The organism is Paenibacillus sp. FSL R5-0486 (genome assembly GCF_037975155.1).
GTDB classification, from domain to species: Bacteria; Bacillota; Bacilli; order Paenibacillales; family Paenibacillaceae; genus Paenibacillus; species Paenibacillus amylolyticus.
In genome coordinates, this window is record NZ_CP150237.1 from 1,310,339 (window position 1) to 1,327,206 (window position 16,868).

The 16,868-nt window shown below is 47.4% G+C and carries 13 protein-coding genes; 8 read left to right on the top strand and 5 right to left on the bottom strand.

Annotated features, from left to right (window positions below; genetic code table 11):
- Positions 1 to 56 precede the first annotated feature (56 nt).
- The 3 genes from MKY01_RS05770 to MKY01_RS05780 form a co-directional block, all read right to left on the bottom strand.
- Positions 57 to 1,073, bottom strand: coding sequence for an iron ABC transporter permease (locus MKY01_RS05770; RefSeq protein WP_282319216.1), 1,017 nt, complete (start codon positions 1,071 to 1,073; stop codon positions 57 to 59).
- A 2-nt stretch (positions 1,074 to 1,075) separates the two neighbouring features.
- Positions 1,076 to 2,149, bottom strand: a complete 1,074-nt coding sequence (locus tag MKY01_RS05775) for an iron ABC transporter permease (RefSeq protein WP_339285816.1) — start codon at positions 2,147 to 2,149, stop codon at positions 1,076 to 1,078.
- A 99-nt stretch (positions 2,150 to 2,248) separates the two neighbouring features.
- Positions 2,249 to 3,979, bottom strand: coding sequence for an AraC family transcriptional regulator (locus MKY01_RS05780; RefSeq protein ID WP_282319215.1), 1,731 nt, complete (start codon positions 3,977 to 3,979; stop codon positions 2,249 to 2,251).
- A gap of 489 nt (positions 3,980 to 4,468) precedes the next feature.
- Between MKY01_RS05780 and MKY01_RS05785 the strand changes: the two genes are divergently transcribed.
- The gene (locus MKY01_RS05785; protein ID WP_282319214.1) at positions 4,469 to 5,470 is read left to right on the top strand and encodes a Gfo/Idh/MocA family oxidoreductase; all 1,002 of its coding nucleotides are present in this window, start codon (positions 4,469 to 4,471) and stop codon (positions 5,468 to 5,470) included.
- Positions 5,471 to 5,491: 21 nt separating this feature from the next.
- A complete protein-coding gene (locus MKY01_RS05790) occupies positions 5,492 to 6,115 on the top strand; it encodes a pyroglutamyl-peptidase I (RefSeq protein ID WP_282319213.1) in 624 nt (207 codons plus the stop codon).
- 1,173 nt (positions 6,116 to 7,288) lie between these two features.
- Here the strand turns inward: MKY01_RS05790 and MKY01_RS05795 are convergent.
- Both MKY01_RS05795 and MKY01_RS05800 read right to left on the bottom strand, forming a co-directional pair.
- Positions 7,289 to 8,131: a 1,4-dihydroxy-6-naphthoate synthase gene (locus MKY01_RS05795; RefSeq protein ID WP_017690309.1), complete on the bottom strand. Its 843-nt coding sequence runs from the start codon at positions 8,129 to 8,131 to the stop codon at positions 7,289 to 7,291.
- Positions 8,128 to 9,030 carry a futalosine hydrolase gene (locus MKY01_RS05800; protein WP_339285818.1) on the bottom strand — a complete coding sequence of 301 codons (903 nt, stop codon included), beginning with the start codon at positions 9,028 to 9,030 and terminating at the stop codon, positions 8,128 to 8,130. The genes MKY01_RS05795 and MKY01_RS05800 overlap by 4 nt, the downstream gene beginning before the upstream one ends.
- 1,309 nt (positions 9,031 to 10,339) lie before the next feature.
- On the opposite strand from MKY01_RS05800, the gene MKY01_RS05805 reads away from it, so the two are divergent.
- From MKY01_RS05805 to nikR, 6 genes are all read left to right on the top strand, one after another.
- The gene (locus MKY01_RS05805) at positions 10,340 to 10,729 is read left to right on the top strand and encodes a GntR family transcriptional regulator (protein ID WP_036606399.1); all 390 of its coding nucleotides are present in this window, start codon (positions 10,340 to 10,342) and stop codon (positions 10,727 to 10,729) included.
- Entirely contained in the window at positions 10,722 to 11,624 is a 903-nt protein-coding gene (locus MKY01_RS05810) for an ABC transporter ATP-binding protein (protein ID WP_047841850.1), read from the top strand. Before MKY01_RS05805 ends, MKY01_RS05810 begins: the two co-directional genes overlap by 8 nt.
- Positions 11,599 to 13,653, top strand: coding sequence for an ABC transporter permease subunit (locus MKY01_RS05815; RefSeq protein ID WP_282319212.1), 2,055 nt, complete (start codon positions 11,599 to 11,601; stop codon positions 13,651 to 13,653). Before MKY01_RS05810 ends, MKY01_RS05815 begins: the two co-directional genes overlap by 26 nt.
- A gap of 286 nt (positions 13,654 to 13,939) precedes the next feature.
- Positions 13,940 to 15,043, top strand: coding sequence for a hypothetical protein (locus MKY01_RS05820; RefSeq protein WP_282319211.1), 1,104 nt, complete (start codon positions 13,940 to 13,942; stop codon positions 15,041 to 15,043).
- An 80-nt stretch (positions 15,044 to 15,123) separates the two neighbouring features.
- Positions 15,124 to 16,149 (top strand): alpha/beta hydrolase, encoded by a 1,026-nt coding sequence (locus tag MKY01_RS05825; RefSeq protein ID WP_339285821.1) that lies wholly within the window; start codon positions 15,124 to 15,126, stop codon positions 16,147 to 16,149.
- Positions 16,150 to 16,201: 52 nt separating this feature from the next.
- On the top strand, positions 16,202 to 16,738 hold the full coding sequence (nikR, locus tag MKY01_RS05830; RefSeq protein ID WP_339285823.1) for a nickel-responsive transcriptional regulator NikR: 537 nt from the start codon (positions 16,202 to 16,204) through the stop codon (positions 16,736 to 16,738).
- The last annotated feature ends 130 nt before the right edge of the window (positions 16,739 to 16,868 follow it).

The following is a 16,868-nucleotide window of genomic DNA, read 5'->3' on the forward strand; positions in this document are numbered from 1 at the left end:
AGTCACATTCTCCTTGAACATCTCTTGGATGTCTTTATTGTTTTTTGGAAAAAAGATCACTTGCTTCGTACTAACAGGTACAAAAAGTAAGGTGCACCAATCGCGGCAACCACCACGCCTGCCGGAATGGCATTAGGCTGAAAGATCGTTCGCCCGATCGTATCAGCGGTCACCAGAATAACCATACCGATAAGCCCGGCGGCTGGAATCAGATGCCGATGCATCGGACCGACAAGCCTACGCGCCAGATGTGGTGCCGCCAGACCGATAAAGCCGATTCCACCAGCCATGGATACACTAACGGCAGACAAAGCCACGGCACAGAGCAGTAAAATAATACGCTGGGATCGGACAGGCGTCCCGATACTGGTTGCGGCAGCATCTCCAAGATTGAAGGCATCGAGCGTTTTGGATCGACTCCAGATGTACGAGATACATAACACCACCCAAGGAAGCAACGCTTGCACATGAATCCAATCCCGGCCCCAGACGCTTCCTGCCAACCAGCGAGCGGCAAAGGAATAGGTGTCTTCATCCAGACGCAGGGATAGGTAGAGTGTCAAGGCATGGAACCCGGCCGCTACCGCGATTCCCACCAGAATCAGCTTAATGGGTGATACGCCGTTATGGCGATCATAAGATAACAGCATGATGATCAGGGCAGCGGCCACACTGCCTGCAAAAGCAAACAACGGGATCAGCAAGGCCACAGAGCCATCCATCGTAAAGGAGAGACTAACAAACACCATTAGTCCAAATGCTGCCCCTGCATGCAATCCCAATATGCCTGGGTCCGCCAATGGATTGCGGGTGATCCCTTGCAAGGTTGCTCCGGCAATACCAAGTCCCGCTCCGGCCAGTACTGTTACCAGGATGCGAGGCAGTCGGTAATCAAACAGTACAATCTGATCATCCGAACTGCCATTACCCAGCAAAGTCTGTAACACAGCCATTGGGGAGAGACGAATGGTTCCCGTATTCAGGCTGATCACAATAACGGCAATGGCGATGCAGAGCAGCGTGATACTGACGATGATCGAACGTTTACCTCGTGAAGGTGTATTAAAATTCATCGCTACAAGGCCCTCCTTTCTTTACGGGCCAGATAGAGGAAGAACGGTACACCGACAAAAGCGACCATAATGCCTACCGCGAGCTCCTCGGGTGGGTTCACGATGCGTGAGCCCAGATCGGCGAGCACCAGTAATATCGCTCCAAGCAGAGAAGACATCGGAATGATGAGTCGATAATCCACACCCACCAGTTTGCGGGAGATATGAGGGATGACAAGTCCGACAAATCCAATCGAGCCTACTGCCGACACGGACACACCAGCCAGCACAACAACCGCTGCGAGGGCGAGAAATTTCGTCCAGCGCAAGTTGATTCCGAGATTAATCGCTACTTCTTCACCGAGTGACATAAGCGATACACGCCGGGCGAGTGGCATAATCAGTACTAGTGTCACGAGCAGTACGGGAAGAATTAACTTCAGATGCCGCCATTCAATTCCGCCAAAACCTCCCGCATACCAGAAGGCCAGATCCTGACTCAGGTCAAAATAAATGGCAACGCCTGTGCTGAGCGAGGTTAACATGGCTGCAATAACCGCTCCGGCAACGGTCAGTCTGATGGAATTCAGACCACCAGGTGCTGCCATTCCAAGCAGGAAGATAAGCAGTGTGCCCAGAACAGCCCCGAGGAAGGATAAAAACATAATCCAGCCGTATGGCAGTCCGGGCCAAAAGGCAAAGCTCAGTGCTACGACAAAAGTGGCTCCAGCATTAATGCCCAGAATGCCCGTGTCTGCCAGCGGATTACGCGTAATGCCTTGCATTAAAGCTCCTGCAACGGCAAAGGCAGCGCCGATAATAACTGCGGCAAGGACACGAGGCAGCCGCAGCTCATGAATAATCTGATGTGGTGTCAAAGCTGCGTTGTACTGAAATATGGCAGCCCATACGGTTTCCAGCGTTAACCCTTTGGCACCTAAAGAGATTGCGACAAACATACTTAGCAGCAGTATGGCTATGGCAGACAAAAACGTCAGACCAACGGTCACTGCAGATTTTCTTGAATTAGACGGACGATGTGGCAGTCCCGGATGTTGAATACGGGTCACTCCTTTGGTACCAACAACGTATTTCATTGTTATTGATTATCATTATCAATTAGTGATCATTATAGAATCTTAATTCAGGCCCGTACATGGCATAAATTAAGATTCTGGAGATGGACATTTTTTAGATTACAAAAGTGAAGGTTTGTTCGTCAACATAGAGAGCGCTTCATCGAGCTGGATGTTGATGGAATATGGAGCATATACGACCCACGAGTTCCAGTCGATGAGATGTACACGTCCGTTTTTTACCGCAGGATGGCTGTTCCACAGTGGATTCGAAGCCATCTCTTTCAACAGTGTTGCCTTTTCATGCATAGAATTAATCGCCAGTACCAGCACATCTGCCTCAAGTCCGTCCCATTCTCCTGGTGTAAAGGGCAGCCAATTGAATCCAACGCCGGGAGATTTGCCAACCAGTTCGGTCTGAATGCGCTGAGGAGCGGCCAATTGCAAGGTTCGATAAAAGACATGTCCAAAGTTCCGATGACTGTACATCCGTGGACCTTTAGGGGTCAACGTGGCCACGGCAACGGTGATGTTCCCGACGAGTTCCTTGATTTTTTTGCGTGCACGCTCTGCCTTGCGTTCATGTCGATCCAGCCAATCTGTGGCTGCTTGGGTACGATCCACAATGGATGCAATCTGATGCAGATGACCGAAGACGTCTGTCTGGTTCCAGGGAATCGTGATGATGGGCGCGACATCGCCAATATGCTCCATCGCTTTGGCAACTGCATTGTCCTTGGTCAGAATCAATTCAGGATTCACATCAAGAAAAGCCTGACGTCCCTGTTCCCAAGGTTCATAGGCGTGGAAGGGCAGCGTCAGCGATTTGGGCATATGAGGAAGATGGCCTTGGATCTGAGCTGCGCATGGCGTGATGCCAAGTGTCATCAGGTGGTCCGTGTATGGATAGGAGAGCGACACGATATTTCGGTGGACCTGCTTCGAATAGGAAGTTGGCGCATAACCGGCATGGTTTCGGAAACGTCGGCTGAAATAAAATTCGTCCCGGTAACCCACTTCACGAGCCACATCACGGATACGCAGATCGGAAGTGAGCAACAATTCCTTGGCCCGGTTCATACGCAGATGAGTAATGTATTCAATTGGATTCTTCTGCATGCGGCTCTTGAATAGCTGTGAGTAATAGGACGGGTGCATGTCAGCCAGTTCAGCCAGCTTCTCCAGCTTGATCTCGTGCATATAGTTTTCTCGCATGTATTGCAGGGTGGACCTGAGCCACTGTTCGGGTTCATCCTGCCCACCCCCCACGTCAGTCTGGTCTTCTTGAGGCCAGAGCATATGTAACAGTTCCGTCAGGAAGAGCTGTGCTTTCAAGCCCCTTTCCAAACCTTCATTGCTTAATTGTGTAAGCTGTGCGGCAATGCGCTGTATACCGTAAAATGGGCCCTGAATCCAGCCTGTAACAGGTGAACTGAGCTCACGTTCGTAGATTCGTCTGGCTTTTGTTTTCTCCGTAGCCCGATACATATCAAAGTGAATGATATACAGTTCAATATCATGTTCTTCATCACTAAACAGTTCAATTGCAGTTCCTGGTAGGGACAGACAAGCTGATTTGCGAACCACGTGAGATTGGATCCCATTCATGATCAGTTGGCCTGTGAATTTGTGCATGTATATGAAGGTATGATGAGCTAACTCAGTTGTGGACCAGCGCCATTTCTCACGGGTTATAATATGTTCTGCCTGACGAAGTTCGATCAGGGTATCATTCAAGAATATATCCAGGTCTGCTCGGATTGAGGATTCCTTTTCTGAATTGGGACTCGTCTGCTGATGTAACGTGTGTGGATTCATGCCGCTGTGGGCGGTACCGGGGATGGTAGTCATGTTGCTATGCGACCTCCTCTCTTTGGAACAGTTTAGGTAATAATTGAATCTGGAACGTACCATATTTTCTCGGACCTGAACGTCTTTATTGAACGTCTATTGATACGTTTGGCATGATGTAGTGAATACTGGCTGCCTTGTCAAAAGCACGTTTGCAGTATAGCCAGATGTTTTATGAATAGCACAGGGTATATGATCCCGTTATCAGATGTGATCGATAGTTTAACCAGATTGTCGCTAGTTACAAGTATGTTTACGGACAAGACTTCTTGGCCCTAGTCTGCTGATAATCTTAGCAAATCTACTGGAGAATTGAAATGTACACAGATATGTTCGAGGCCCTGATGAGCTTGAAGTCTATTGAAAGCACATAATCGAAATCGTTTTCTGACGTAAGCGTTTCTTTTTGGTAAAATAAAGGGGATAACATGTTGGCCTGATCTGAATCATGAACCTTTTCAACTCAAATTGCAGTAGGGAGGCTTTAATATGACAGAAGTAGTGGGACGGGACAAAGTACGCTGGGGCATTATGGGCACGGGATGGATTGCATCCCAGTTTGCAAGGGATCTGGAGCATGCGGGAAACGCTGTGAAAGCAGCGGTAGGTTCACGGACAGCGGGAAGTGCGGAGAAGTTTGCAACTGAATATGGTTTTGCACGCGCTTACGGTTCTTATGATGAAATGCTGCAAGATCCTGAGGTAGATATTATCTATGTGGCAACACCTCACCCTGTGCATAAGGAGAATGTAATGGCTTGTCTGGAGGCAGGCAAGGCGGTGCTATGTGAAAAGCCGTTTACGATGAACGCGCGTCAGTTGGAGCAACTGGTGGAGACGGCACGGGAGCGTAACCTTTTCCTGATGGAAGGGATGTGGACACGATTTTTGCCGCCGATCGCTCAAGCCAGAGCCTGGATTGCAGAAGGACGAATCGGTGAAGTACGTTTGCTTCAGGCAGACTTTGGATTCCGTGTCGGCTGGGAGCCGGAAGGAAGGTTGCTTAATCCGGATCTGGGTGGAGGCGCATTGTTGGATGCAGGGGTGTACCCGATCTCCTTTGCATCGATGATCTTTGGCGAACAGCCCCAGCATGTATGGAGTACAGCCAATATCGGTGAGACGGGTGTGGACGAGCAATTTTCCGTGTTGTTGTCCTATTCCGAGGGACGTTCTGCATCACTGAGTGCTGCCATTCGTCTGAACCTTAGCAATGAAGCGGTCATATACGGTACGGAAGGCAAGATTCGTCTTCCTTTATTCTTGGCGGGTAAAGAAGCCTATCTGCATGTGAATGGTCAGGACGAGCCGGAGAAGTTCACGGATGATCGAACATGTATTGGTTATGCTTTTGAGGCAGAAGAAGCGGGACGTTGTATCCTCGAAGGTCGGACGGAGAGCAACTCCATTAAGCTGGACGAATCCTTGGAAATCATGAAGCTGATGGACACGATTCGGGGCCAGTGGGGATTACGTTACAAATCGGAGTAAACAGACAGGAGCTGACGTGTGATGGTGAAGATTCTGATATCCGGGTTTGAACCTTTTGGCGGGGATGCAGTGAATCCGACGGGGGCATTAATGGATGCTCTTGCAAACGAAGTGATCGAGGGTGCTGAGCTAAAAACAGTACTGTTGCCCGTGCACTTCGATGAATGTGCAGACCTGCTGATCGCAGAGATGGAAGCCTATCGGCCAGATGTCGTTATCGCCTGTGGGCTGGCCAAGGGCAGAACATCCATCACACCGGAGCGGATCGCCGTGAATGTCAAAGATATTCCGCCAGGCTCCTACGCGGATAACCAAGGACAGCGTCCTGTGGACGAGCCAATTGTAGATGGCAGCCCGGACGGTTTGTTCTCCACGTTGCCCATACGTGCCATGGTGAATGACATGTCCGCAGCGGGTATTCCAGCTACCGTGTCCAATACAGCAGGTACATATATCTGCAACAACACGATGTATCGGGTACTGGATCACATTCGTATAGGGCATCTTCCGATCCGTGCAGGATTTGTACACTTTCCTGCCTCCACAGAGATGGCTGTGTTGCAGCCTTCCGTTCCGTCGCTTCCTATTCCAATGATGCTGGATGCGCTGCGGATCATGATCCGCACGGTTGTGGCTGATTCGTAGGGGATGGTTGCGATCGTTCGGCTGCGGTTGCAGGAGAACGTAGGCGAGGGTTAGATTCGTAGACCGCAGTTGTGAGAGGGAGAGCAGTGGGGTGGATGATGGAGTACAGTAGGGTTCAAGATGACGTGGAGAGCGTGTAGTTGCATGGTTTTTGTCTGCTTCGATCTTGGGTTGAGCAGAGTGTTAGATATGAGTATAAATATGAAGTTGAATATAAAGTGAAAAAAAGAGCTGTCCCATCGTCATAAGTCTGACGTTAGGGGACAGCTCTTTCTATTTCGTGTGTCATGTGTCATGTGTAGTGTAGTCCAACATGGTTAGTGAGGTCACTAGTTTGCAGCAACACCGCAAACCGCAAACCGCAAACCCGAAACCCGAAACCCGGTAAGGCTTATATAACTGTTGCTGGAAGGTAGGAATTCAGCAAAACAGGTACGGGGCAGTTAAAGGACAGACTCCGATTCGTTGCCCTCCTGGATGCGACCTTTACTACCCCTAAGTAACTAAGCTCTTAAGAAACAAGACGCAAGGACACCACCATCACCCTGGCTAGCTAAGTGGTTTGTATCCACGAAAACCCCGAATAGACTTCTACGAAGCTTACTCCTCAGAACACCTTGAAACGGACTCAAACGAACCGAGCACACGCTATTCTAGGAAAATCTGCACATACCAATTTCTAACGAATCGTAGGATCGTTATTGGGTGGAATGAAGCGAATTTGTTGGTGATATGAACGAGATTTAGCCGAATACGGTGTCTGAGATTCTTTAGAATTTTCGTAGCATGATATTTGGCTAAATAAGGTGCACTGGGTTCGTAAGAGAAAAAAACTGCGAATTTGTAGCACCCTAAGTCTACTTTTACAGACCACTTAAATTTCGAATCCCCGGATAGACTTCTACGAAGCTTACTCCTCAGAGCGTCTTGGAACGGCCTCTAACGAACCGAGCACACGCTATTCGCCGAAAATCCGCACATACCAATTTCTAACGAATCGTAGGATCGTTGTTGTGCGAAATTATGCGAGTTTGTCGGTGATATGAACGAGATTTAGCCGAATACGGTGTCTGAGATTCTTTAGAATTCTCATACCACGTTACTCGGCTAAATAAGATGTGCTGTGTTCTTTAGATATAGAGCGAAGTGAAACTAACTCAAATTAAATCAAAGTTAGATTCGCAACAGATCAAGGTCGAACTCGGGAACGAGTCCTTCTTTCATGGCGCGGCCAAGCAGTGCAGTGATTGCACCGTAACCATCATCACCCAGGTTGGCGCTGAACTCGTTAACGTACAGGCCGATATGTTGTGCAGCTACGTCAGGGTCCATTTCTTGGGCATGTTCCATAACGTATGCTCTCGACTCATCCGGGTGCGCCCATGCATATTCAACGGAGGCGCGTGCCCATCCGGCGAGGGCATGAGCATCCATGTTGCGACGTGCGATGATCGCTCCAAGCGGGATCGGAAGGCCTGTGTCGCTTTCCCACCAGTTCCCGAGATCTGTCATTAGTTTGAGATCATAATTCTGGTACGTGAAGCGTGCTTCATGGATGACAAGTCCGGCATCGATCTTGCCGTCCCGCACAGCAGGCATGATTTGGTCAAATGGCATGACAACAATCTCGCCTACACCGCCAGGAACATTTTGCGCTGCCCACAGACGGAATAATAGATATGCTGTCGAGCGTTCACTTGGCACAGCAACCCGTCGTCCAGACAGATATGCTGGATCGGTCGTGCCATTTGCGGTCAGAACCAAAGGACCACAGCCTCTGCCAAGTGCGCCTCCAGCAGGAAGCAGAGCATAGTCAGATAACACGTATGGCAGTGCTGCATAAGATATTTTCATCACTTCAGGTGTGTCGGGTCCATCCGGATTTGCTGCCAGACCATTGGTAATATCAATATCAGCATAACGGACATCCAGCTTAGGTGCGCCCGGGATTAACCCGTGCACCCACGCGTGAAAGATAAATGTATCGTTTGGACAAGGGGAAAATGCAATTTTCATGATGTAATAACCTCCCGTAAAATGGAACTTGCGGCCTGGAGCGCATCGAGGGCGTCCTTGATGCGCCAAGCGTCGCGGTCGCGTGGACCGACCGCGTTGGATATGGCCCGCAGTTCGAGTGCTGGCACGCCGAACTGCTGGGCAGCTGTTGCCACGCCGAAGCCTTCCATGCCTTCGGCGGCGGCATCGGGCACGCGGCGCAATAGCTCCGCGGCCGTCTCCGCTGTTCCGGTCGCCGTAGACACGGTGACCGCAGTGCCTCCGCTGACAGCGAGCCCAGCCCGCTTCAGCTCATGGCGCAGGCGAGTGGCAAGCTCTGCGTCCGCCGCCACAATGGACGAGCCGAATCCGAGCTCGTCCACACTAAGGAAGCCGTCTGGCGTCTGCGAGCCCAGATCGGCAGCAACCATGGCGTCGGCTACCACGAGGGAGCCGACGCCTGCCCGGCCGGGGAACCCGCCGCCGATGCCGGCACTGATCACCAGCATGTAGGCTGGTGATCCGGCTCCGGCAAGGGGCCCCGGCCCATCCGATGTGGCAGATGCCTGTGCCACATCGGATGGGCTTGGCGCAGTGGAACCCTGCGCCAACGCCCTTGTGCTTGCAGCCGCTACGGCATATGCCAATGTAGCGGCTGTTCCTGCTGCGGCCGAGGCTGGGCCAACGCCCGCAGCGATGACGTCAAATCGTTCCGCGGCCGTATCTCCCAAACCACGGAGGACCGCATCTTTTTCCGCATCGACCGCGGTTACAATTAACACACGTTGTGATGAATTTGCTTGTACCGGACTAGTGTCTGAAGTCGTTGTTGCCCCGCTTAATTCTCCCTGTTCGTCACTAGTCTCGAATGAGGCGTTCGCTTTATTATTCTGATCTTTATCCTGTCTATGTTCATTCATCTCGGATTCTCCTTATGAGGTATTAGAAGTGTAACATATGCCTCCATAGTATCTTTCTTACAGCAAGCTTCTAGTTACACTTCTTAGGGTTACTACTTACTTCTATATTTTCGTGTAAATGTATAGTTCAGCTTATATAAATGGAATTCGGGCATGTATTTGTCCACTACAAAAGGACATTTATCTTAATTTTGTCTTTCAAAGAGTGGACACTTTTTCTAAAAAGATACTATATCCATCCAGGAATATGAAACACTACATATAGATGTTTTCAGATATAAAATTAAAAATGATCTATATGTAGAATATCAATTCCGAAGTGCTTTCTCATCTCCGTGTCCACCCTTTGAAAGACATATCTACAATATGTATGCTCAGTGCGGACAGCACGAGTTGGCCCTCCAAACGAACAGATAAACGATTGAAAAGGCTGGAGTCTGCCCGACCCATTCAACGCGAATGATATATAGACCTTCGGATTTTTAGACCAACAAGCCAAATGAATAACGGTCCCAGTCTACACACGATCACTGAATAGTAGCTCAATTTGTGCAAAACCGAATTTAAAGTAAGAAGATAGTCTCGCTAACTCTGATTTAGCTGCCTACTGTACGGCCTACCGTTTGTGCAGACAATAGGTCTATAACACAACACAACACAACACAACACAACACAACACAACACAACACAACACAACACAACACAACACAACACAACAAATCTAACGCATAACAGAACAACCAACCAACCAACCAACCAACCAACCAACCAACCAACCAACCAACCAACCTAACAGGTTAAACATGCAAAAAAAATAATCAATATGGAGTGATTGTCGAACACTTCATCTCCATCATAACGGAAGGGGAAAGACCTGAACAACATTTGCATGTAATTCTGTCAAAAGCGGTCAAGCAAAGATTTTGGGTAGCCGTATCACTTCGAGTAGCCACATCTAGCCACATCGCTTCAGATAGTGGTTTTGCTTCACTTCATGTGAACGCCAGCCTGATCGAGCCCCGTCGTAAGCCAGAATGAACCTGCTTCCCCAAATTATATATGTCATTTAAACCATATAACCTATCTTTATTAACGTACTCTCAATAAAACAAGAAGTCAAAGTCAACAGTTGACAATCTGATTTAACTGTATTAATAATAGTAGTACAGTTAATACACCTAAGAGTTGAATACGTACAGCTGTACAGCTTAGGTAATGCCTTTTTACAGCCAGATAACTACACATACACCTCAGATACAGTCATTTAAACCCATAGGTTATTCACACATTTACAGAAAGGAGGTGCGGGATGTTCGAATTAGATGTACGCAGCCGTAAGGCGATCTACGAGCAACTAGTGGACAAAGTCAAAGAAATGATCGTATACGGTATTCTAAAGCCCGACGAGCAGCTTCCTTCCGTTCGTGCATTATCCACGCAGCTGACCGTGAATCCAAATACGATTCAGAAAGCGTATCGTGAGCTTGAACGTGAAGGTTACATTTATTCTTTGCAGGGAAAAGGGAGCTTCGTATCATCGTCAGTGGAACATCCGAATGAAGCCATGAGAGATGAGATCAGAGAGTCTCTGGTGAAGTTGATTGCAGAAGCTTCGTATTCCGGTTTGACCAAAGCGGATATGACGCTTTTGTTTGAGGAAGCGATGGCCCGTATAGAGAAGGAGGAGCCTCATGATTGAGCTGAATCAAGTCGTCAAAGCATTTGAACAGGAAAAGGCAGTGGATGGCGTAACGATGCACATACATAAGGGGTCGATCTATGGTTTGCTCGGTTCCAACGGGGCAGGCAAGACATCGCTGCTCAAAATGATGGCTGGTATTTACCGTCAGGACAGCGGGACTGTTCGTATCGAAGATAATGAGATTTATGAAAATATGGATCTCAAAGGCCGCACAATTTTTATGGCAGATTCACCCTACTTTTTCCCGCAATCTTCAATAACTCAGATGGCTGCATTTTATCGTTCGGTATATCCGCGCTGGAATGAGGAACGGTTCAAGCAACTGGCTACCGTGTTCAAACTGGATGTAAAACGCAAGTTACATCGCATGTCCAAAGGCATGCGCCGTCAGGCAGCCGTATGGTTGGGACTTAGCTGTATGCCTGAAGTGCTGCTGATGGATGAGCCGATTGACGGCCTCGACCCGGTCATGCGCCAGCAGATCAAAAACTTGCTGTTCCAGGAAGCAGCTGAGCGTCAAGTAACTATTGTTATCTCGTCTCACAATTTACGTGAGATCGAAGATCTGTGTGACCATGTGGCAATTATGCACAAAGGCCGAATTATTGTAGAGAAGGATCTCGATGATCTGAAGGCCGATACGCATAAAATCCAGGTCGCTTTCCGCCACCCGGACCATGCGAAAGCCATGGATGAGCAGATTGATATTTTGCATGAAGAGAAACGGGGAAGTGTATCCCTGTATATTGTCAAAGGCAACCGACAACAGGTAACCGATCAATTCCGTGTACATGATCCGTATTTGCTGGATGTACTGCCTTTGACGCTCGAAGAAATCTTTATATATGAAATGGAGGACGCAGGGTATGATATTCAACCGATTGTTCTGTAACCGGGGCATCCTGATCCAAAATTTCAGACAGCATGGATGGATAGGCATTTTATATCTCATCACATTGTTGTTCTCACTTCCGCTATATATTGGAACACAATATATAGAAGTACCTTTGGAAATCACCAGTCTGTTTCAGGCTAATGAAATTCATCTGGTATTTGCGCTGACCTTTCCTGTCGCCATAGCGCTGCTTCTCTTCCGCTATATTCAAACTGGTGCGCCTGCGGACTTATACCACAGTCTGCCCTTACAGCGTAAACATCTGTTAACGATGAATCTGTTGACCGGATATGTCATGATTCTGCTTCCAATCTGGATAACCACCGGGATTACCGGGTGGGTATGGGCGGTGCTCGATCAACCATCCTATATTTTCAGTGGTCATGATATCTGGATGTGGGGCGTGACGATGAGCATCTTCTCATTGTTTATGTTTACCCTGACGGTTGCCGTGGGAATGTGTATAGGCCAATCTATTCTGCAAGGACTTACAGTTTTTGGTCTAATATTAATTCCGGTGATCTTTTGGGGAGTTTATGAGCTTCATTTACAACGTTATTTGCTTGGCTTTACGTACAATAATTCGAGTAACTTTAACATGGAAAAAACATCCCTGCTCTTCCGAATGAGATCTATGGGTTATTATCCTCCAGAATGGGGGGAATTGGGAATTTATGCAGCTATAACTTGTATACTCTTCGTGATGTGTTATGTGCTGTATGCGAGAAGACATGTAGAGTCGGCGACACAAGCAATTACGTTCAGGATCGTCAAACCCATCTTCCGTTTTGGATTCATGTTCACATTGGTATTGTTAGGAGGTGCCTACTTTACCAGAATTGCTCCTGAAGGATCAGGTGTATGGGGTATCTTTGGTTATCTGCTCGGTGGCGTGGTTGGTTATATTGGTGCTGAGATGATTATACGTAAAACATGGCTCATCTGGAGCAACAGGTTACTCCCCCGGTTTGCAGTATATGGCATCGTGGCAGGATTAATTCTGTATATCCCTGTGGCCGATTGGAACGGTTACGCTAATAATGTGCCCTCAAAGGAAAATGTACAAACGGTACGACTTGGAGGAGACCATTACATCTATGTGAATGGAACAAGTGTAAAACTGGATGATGACCCGTTTTATTCAGATACTCCGGGTTATGTGGATGCTGTCCTTGCACTTCATCAGAAAATTGTGCACTCTGATCTGCCTTTGCTCGAAAGAGTACGTAATCAGAACAGCGGTCAGAACAGAAGTAACGATGAATATGTATTGATCGACTACCAACTCAATAATGGGAAAACGATCACACGTAGGTATCAGATTCCCGAAGAAGAATTCAGGCAGGAATTAGCAGAGGTGAAACAGTGGGAAGATTATAAATCAACGACTTATGACACCTATGCATTGGATGGAGATGTTCGCAGTATTGGTATTCGATCCAGTCTCAACTCGGAGCATAAAGTCTTCATTAGCGATCCGAAGCTGATTCGCGAATTCAAGGAACTGTTAAAGTCTGAAATACTCAATCAGACATATGAGGACCAGCTATCCTCTTGGGAGTCGTTCGCTTCGATAGAAGTCAACCAGGATTATCTTGATAAAGCATCTCCCAAAGAAAAGCTGGATCGACCGAACCACAGTGTGAGTTATCAGTTCAAGGTAAGCTATGGCCGCTTGATGGAATGGCTCAAACAGAACAATCTCTATGATCAACTTACGGTATCGGCTGAGGATATGGCTTCTGCCCAATTTGTTAAACAGGAGATTGATAATCCAGGTAAATACAGAATGGTGTATCCTGAGCCTAATTTTGTGGATGTAAATATCGATGGTAACAGACAGGTCGCTACCAAAAATAAAAAAATAATCAGCGATCTGCTACTGCGACAAAGAACCGGTTTTTACACCGATCAGGATACGGTCTACCAAATTAAGCTCAACTCGGTAAGGGGACCGAACATCTATATGATGTTGAAAGAAGAGGATCTGACCGAGGAAATGAAAGCTATTTTGGTCAATCAATAAGCTGAGTTGTATCAGTTGTTAACTATATGCGGGAAGGGTTCTCCCGTTGATTGAAAGTTCTATTCAACCAGTGAAACCAGATTTACTTGACCAGACACAGTGAATGGAATATATTAGAAAAAGGAAAGGTTCGAGCGACTCGTTCAATCGAATCTCATATGGAACGGCTTATGAGGGAAGCACCCGTAAGAGCAGGCAAATGCCTGACTTGCGGGTGCTTTTTTGTCGTTCGCTGATTTCGTTGGCTATTCTGCTAAATATTTTAGAAGAAAGGGTGTAGAGACGCATGCAAACAGAAGCATGGAAGGAAACGATAAATGAACAGGAGGCCATGGTATGTTGTTCCCTATTGGAACGATCAAGCTCTCATAACTTCATAGAACATCACGGTTTAGTAGAAGAGAAGAAGGGGCGACAGCATATCGAAGATATATCTACAGAAGAAATAGCTTTAATGGAGACGAGTGACATTCTATTCCCTTCTCCAATAGCAGGTAGCCATAGTCACATGATGGAAAAAAGTAACGTACGGCATCGTCAATTGCCATCGATGACTCATCTTATTTTCGGATCACGCCTGCTTATAGGACTTGTGATTCTGTTCAGTGCAGGCACGATCTATTTTTCTTCTTCAGTCGAGGCAGCGGATATAGATCTTGGCGTAACCGCGCAAAAAGCATGGGATTCTGTTTTGAACAAAGCTGATGCACAAACCAAGTTAACGTTGAAGCAAGCATACGAGAAAGTGGGGAACTGGAAGGCTCAAGAGCAGGTTTGGGAACAAAAGATAAAGACACTTCATGCCGCCAATACCGCGGAATTGGAGCGATTACGTGTAGAAATAAGACAAATCGATGATGCGAAGGTCGCAGCTCTAGCTGAAAAGGTAAAGCAAACACAGGCCCGATATGAACCGCTATTCGCCCTCTATAGTTCAGTCAATCGACAGTTGGATGCAGCCAAAGCCATCAAAAATAAGGAATGGAGTGCAACGATCCGCACACAGGCAGAGACGTTGAGACCCGTTGTGAAGCTTGCCAGAGAAGACATCCGGATCAAGAAAAAGGAACTTGCTGAAGCACGTAAACGGAAGAGCGCTGAAATAAAACGTTTACGAGCTATGCTAGCAGGGGCCGACTCCGCGAAGAAACAGATTCAAACGGCTAAAAAACAGGCGAGTCTGGCAAAAGAACGATATTCCAAAGCTCTACAACAGTTCAAACAGAGTACAAAACAAAGCCAAACGTCACGTGTACTCAGCTCATTGAACACCTTGGCGTCTGCAGCAGAGAAGTGGGCAGGCACAAAACAACATATCCACACACTGGAGCAAAAAGTATCCACTACGTATGTGAAAGTCAGACAGGAAATCGCCAAGAGACCCAAATAAGAGGAAACCCGGTCCTCTCCGCAACGTACACAACTTTAGATGTAAAGACGCTTCGATGATGATGGAACGAGGTGAAACTATTGCAGTCCAAGTTGGAAACGAAACGTACGAGGGCAAAAGGTTTTAAACGTAAACGTTACTGGATTCCCAGCGTTGTACTAATTTTGATCATAGCTTTTATTGGGATTGGTACACAATGGACACCCAAAATAACGGTGTTTTTATTAAAATCATTAATTGAAACTACTAATACAGACACAAATAGCAAGGACACTATGCTCTCGGATGGGATAACTCGTGTTGCGGATGTACCCTATGCAGACGAAGGGCGTAATGACAGTACGCTGGATATCTATTATCCTTCCGTAACATCGGAACCTTTGCCTGTTGTGTTGTGGGTTCATGGTGGTGGATGGGTCTTGGGTGACAAAAAGGATAGCGCAGATTATGCCGTACAATTAGCCAAACAGGGTTACGTTGTGGTCAGTATGAATTATGCGCTCGCACCGGATACGAAATATCCCATTCCCGTGATCCAGACGAATCAGGCTTTGACTTACGTGAAGAACCATGTCAGTGAGTATAAGGGTGACCCGGAAAACATATTTCTCGCAGGCAATTCGGCAGGTGCCCAGATTGCAAGTCAGACTGCGGCAGTGGTGTCCAATCCATCTCTCGCCAAGCTGATGAACATAACACCAGCCGCCCAGCCGGAAGAGTTGCGTGGGGTTCTGCTATTCTGTGGTCCATACAATCTAAGCACGGTAGCCAATACAGGCTTTCCACTCATACGGACATTTCTCTGGTCATATACGGGAGTCAAAACATTTGAAGACTATCCACGTCTGCATGAAATGTCGACCGTGCTTCAGGCCACAGCAGAGTACCCGCCTGCATTTATTACCTCAGGCAATGATGACCCGTTGACCAGTCAATCGATTGAGCTGGCACAAGTATTGAAGCGCCTTGATGTTGAGGTGGAAACCTTGTTTTTCTCAAACTCATCAGAGAAGCTAGGACATGATTATCAATTTGATCTGGAGAGTGACGCTGGACAACAGGCGATACATTCGGCAGTACGATTCATGCAACAGTATAGTCGATGAGCAGACAAGTCTGTGGTACACTCGAAGCAAATGAGGGCGCAGGAGGAGAAGTATGGCAGATAAAGAAGATTTGACCCGGTTCGGGGTGGCGTTTCCTACACCTCTAATTGAGCAGTTTGACCAGTATATTGAGGAACAGGGATACAAAAACCGATCTGAGGCTTTCCGTGATCTTGTTCGCAAAACATTACTGCAACCTTCTGCACTGCAATCCGATCAGGATGTGGCAGGCACCATTGTGATGGTCTACGATCACCATATCAGTGATCTTCCCATTCGTTTGATGGAGCTCCAGCACGAGGCGCATCATGACATCATTTCCAATATGCACGTGCACTTGAACCATGACCAATGCCTGGAGGTAATTGCCGTACGAGGGAATCTGGGACGATTGCGTCATTTGCATCAACAGATCCAGGTGCAAAAAGGTGTTTTGTATGCGGAGCTGTCTGTGACTTATGTAGATGAACTCAACAAACTGGCTCATGCTCAGAGTCGTCAGGATGGCAATCCGGATCAAAGTCTGGATCATCACAATCAAGGTGCGGGTCAGCATGGTCACAGTCATCATCATCGCTCTGCGGAGTAAGACAAATACGGGTGTAATTTCTATGAAAATATAGCAAATCTAAAAAAAACAGACTATTGGTTAGATGCCAACCGTCTGTTTTTTTGTTTGTTTGTTATAATACCTGACTTTATAGAGCGCTACAAATGCT

Coding starts and splice junctions, on each gene's coding strand:
- MKY01_RS05775 (WP_339285816.1), bottom strand. CDS start 2,149: ATGAAATACGTTGTTGGTACCAAAGGAGTGACCCGTATTCAACATCCG.
- nikR (WP_339285823.1), top strand. CDS start 16,202: ATGGCAGATAAAGAAGATTTGACCCGGTTCGGGGTGGCGTTTCCTACA.
- MKY01_RS05795 (WP_017690309.1), bottom strand. CDS start 8,131: ATGAAAATTGCATTTTCCCCTTGTCCAAACGATACATTTATCTTTCAC.
- MKY01_RS05780 (WP_282319215.1), bottom strand. CDS start 3,979: ATGACTACCATCCCCGGTACCGCCCACAGCGGCATGAATCCACACACG.
- MKY01_RS05790 (WP_282319213.1), top strand. CDS start 5,492: ATGGTGAAGATTCTGATATCCGGGTTTGAACCTTTTGGCGGGGATGCA.
- MKY01_RS05820 (WP_282319211.1), top strand. CDS start 13,940: ATGCAAACAGAAGCATGGAAGGAAACGATAAATGAACAGGAGGCCATG.
- MKY01_RS05800 (WP_339285818.1), bottom strand. CDS start 9,030: ATGAATGAACATAGACAGGATAAAGATCAGAATAATAAAGCGAACGCC.
- MKY01_RS05805 (WP_036606399.1), top strand. CDS start 10,340: ATGTTCGAATTAGATGTACGCAGCCGTAAGGCGATCTACGAGCAACTA.
- MKY01_RS05810 (WP_047841850.1), top strand. CDS start 10,722: ATGATTGAGCTGAATCAAGTCGTCAAAGCATTTGAACAGGAAAAGGCA.
- MKY01_RS05770 (WP_282319216.1), bottom strand. CDS start 1,073: ATGAATTTTAATACACCTTCACGAGGTAAACGTTCGATCATCGTCAGT.
- MKY01_RS05785 (WP_282319214.1), top strand. CDS start 4,469: ATGACAGAAGTAGTGGGACGGGACAAAGTACGCTGGGGCATTATGGGC.
- MKY01_RS05815 (WP_282319212.1), top strand. CDS start 11,599: ATGATATTCAACCGATTGTTCTGTAACCGGGGCATCCTGATCCAAAAT.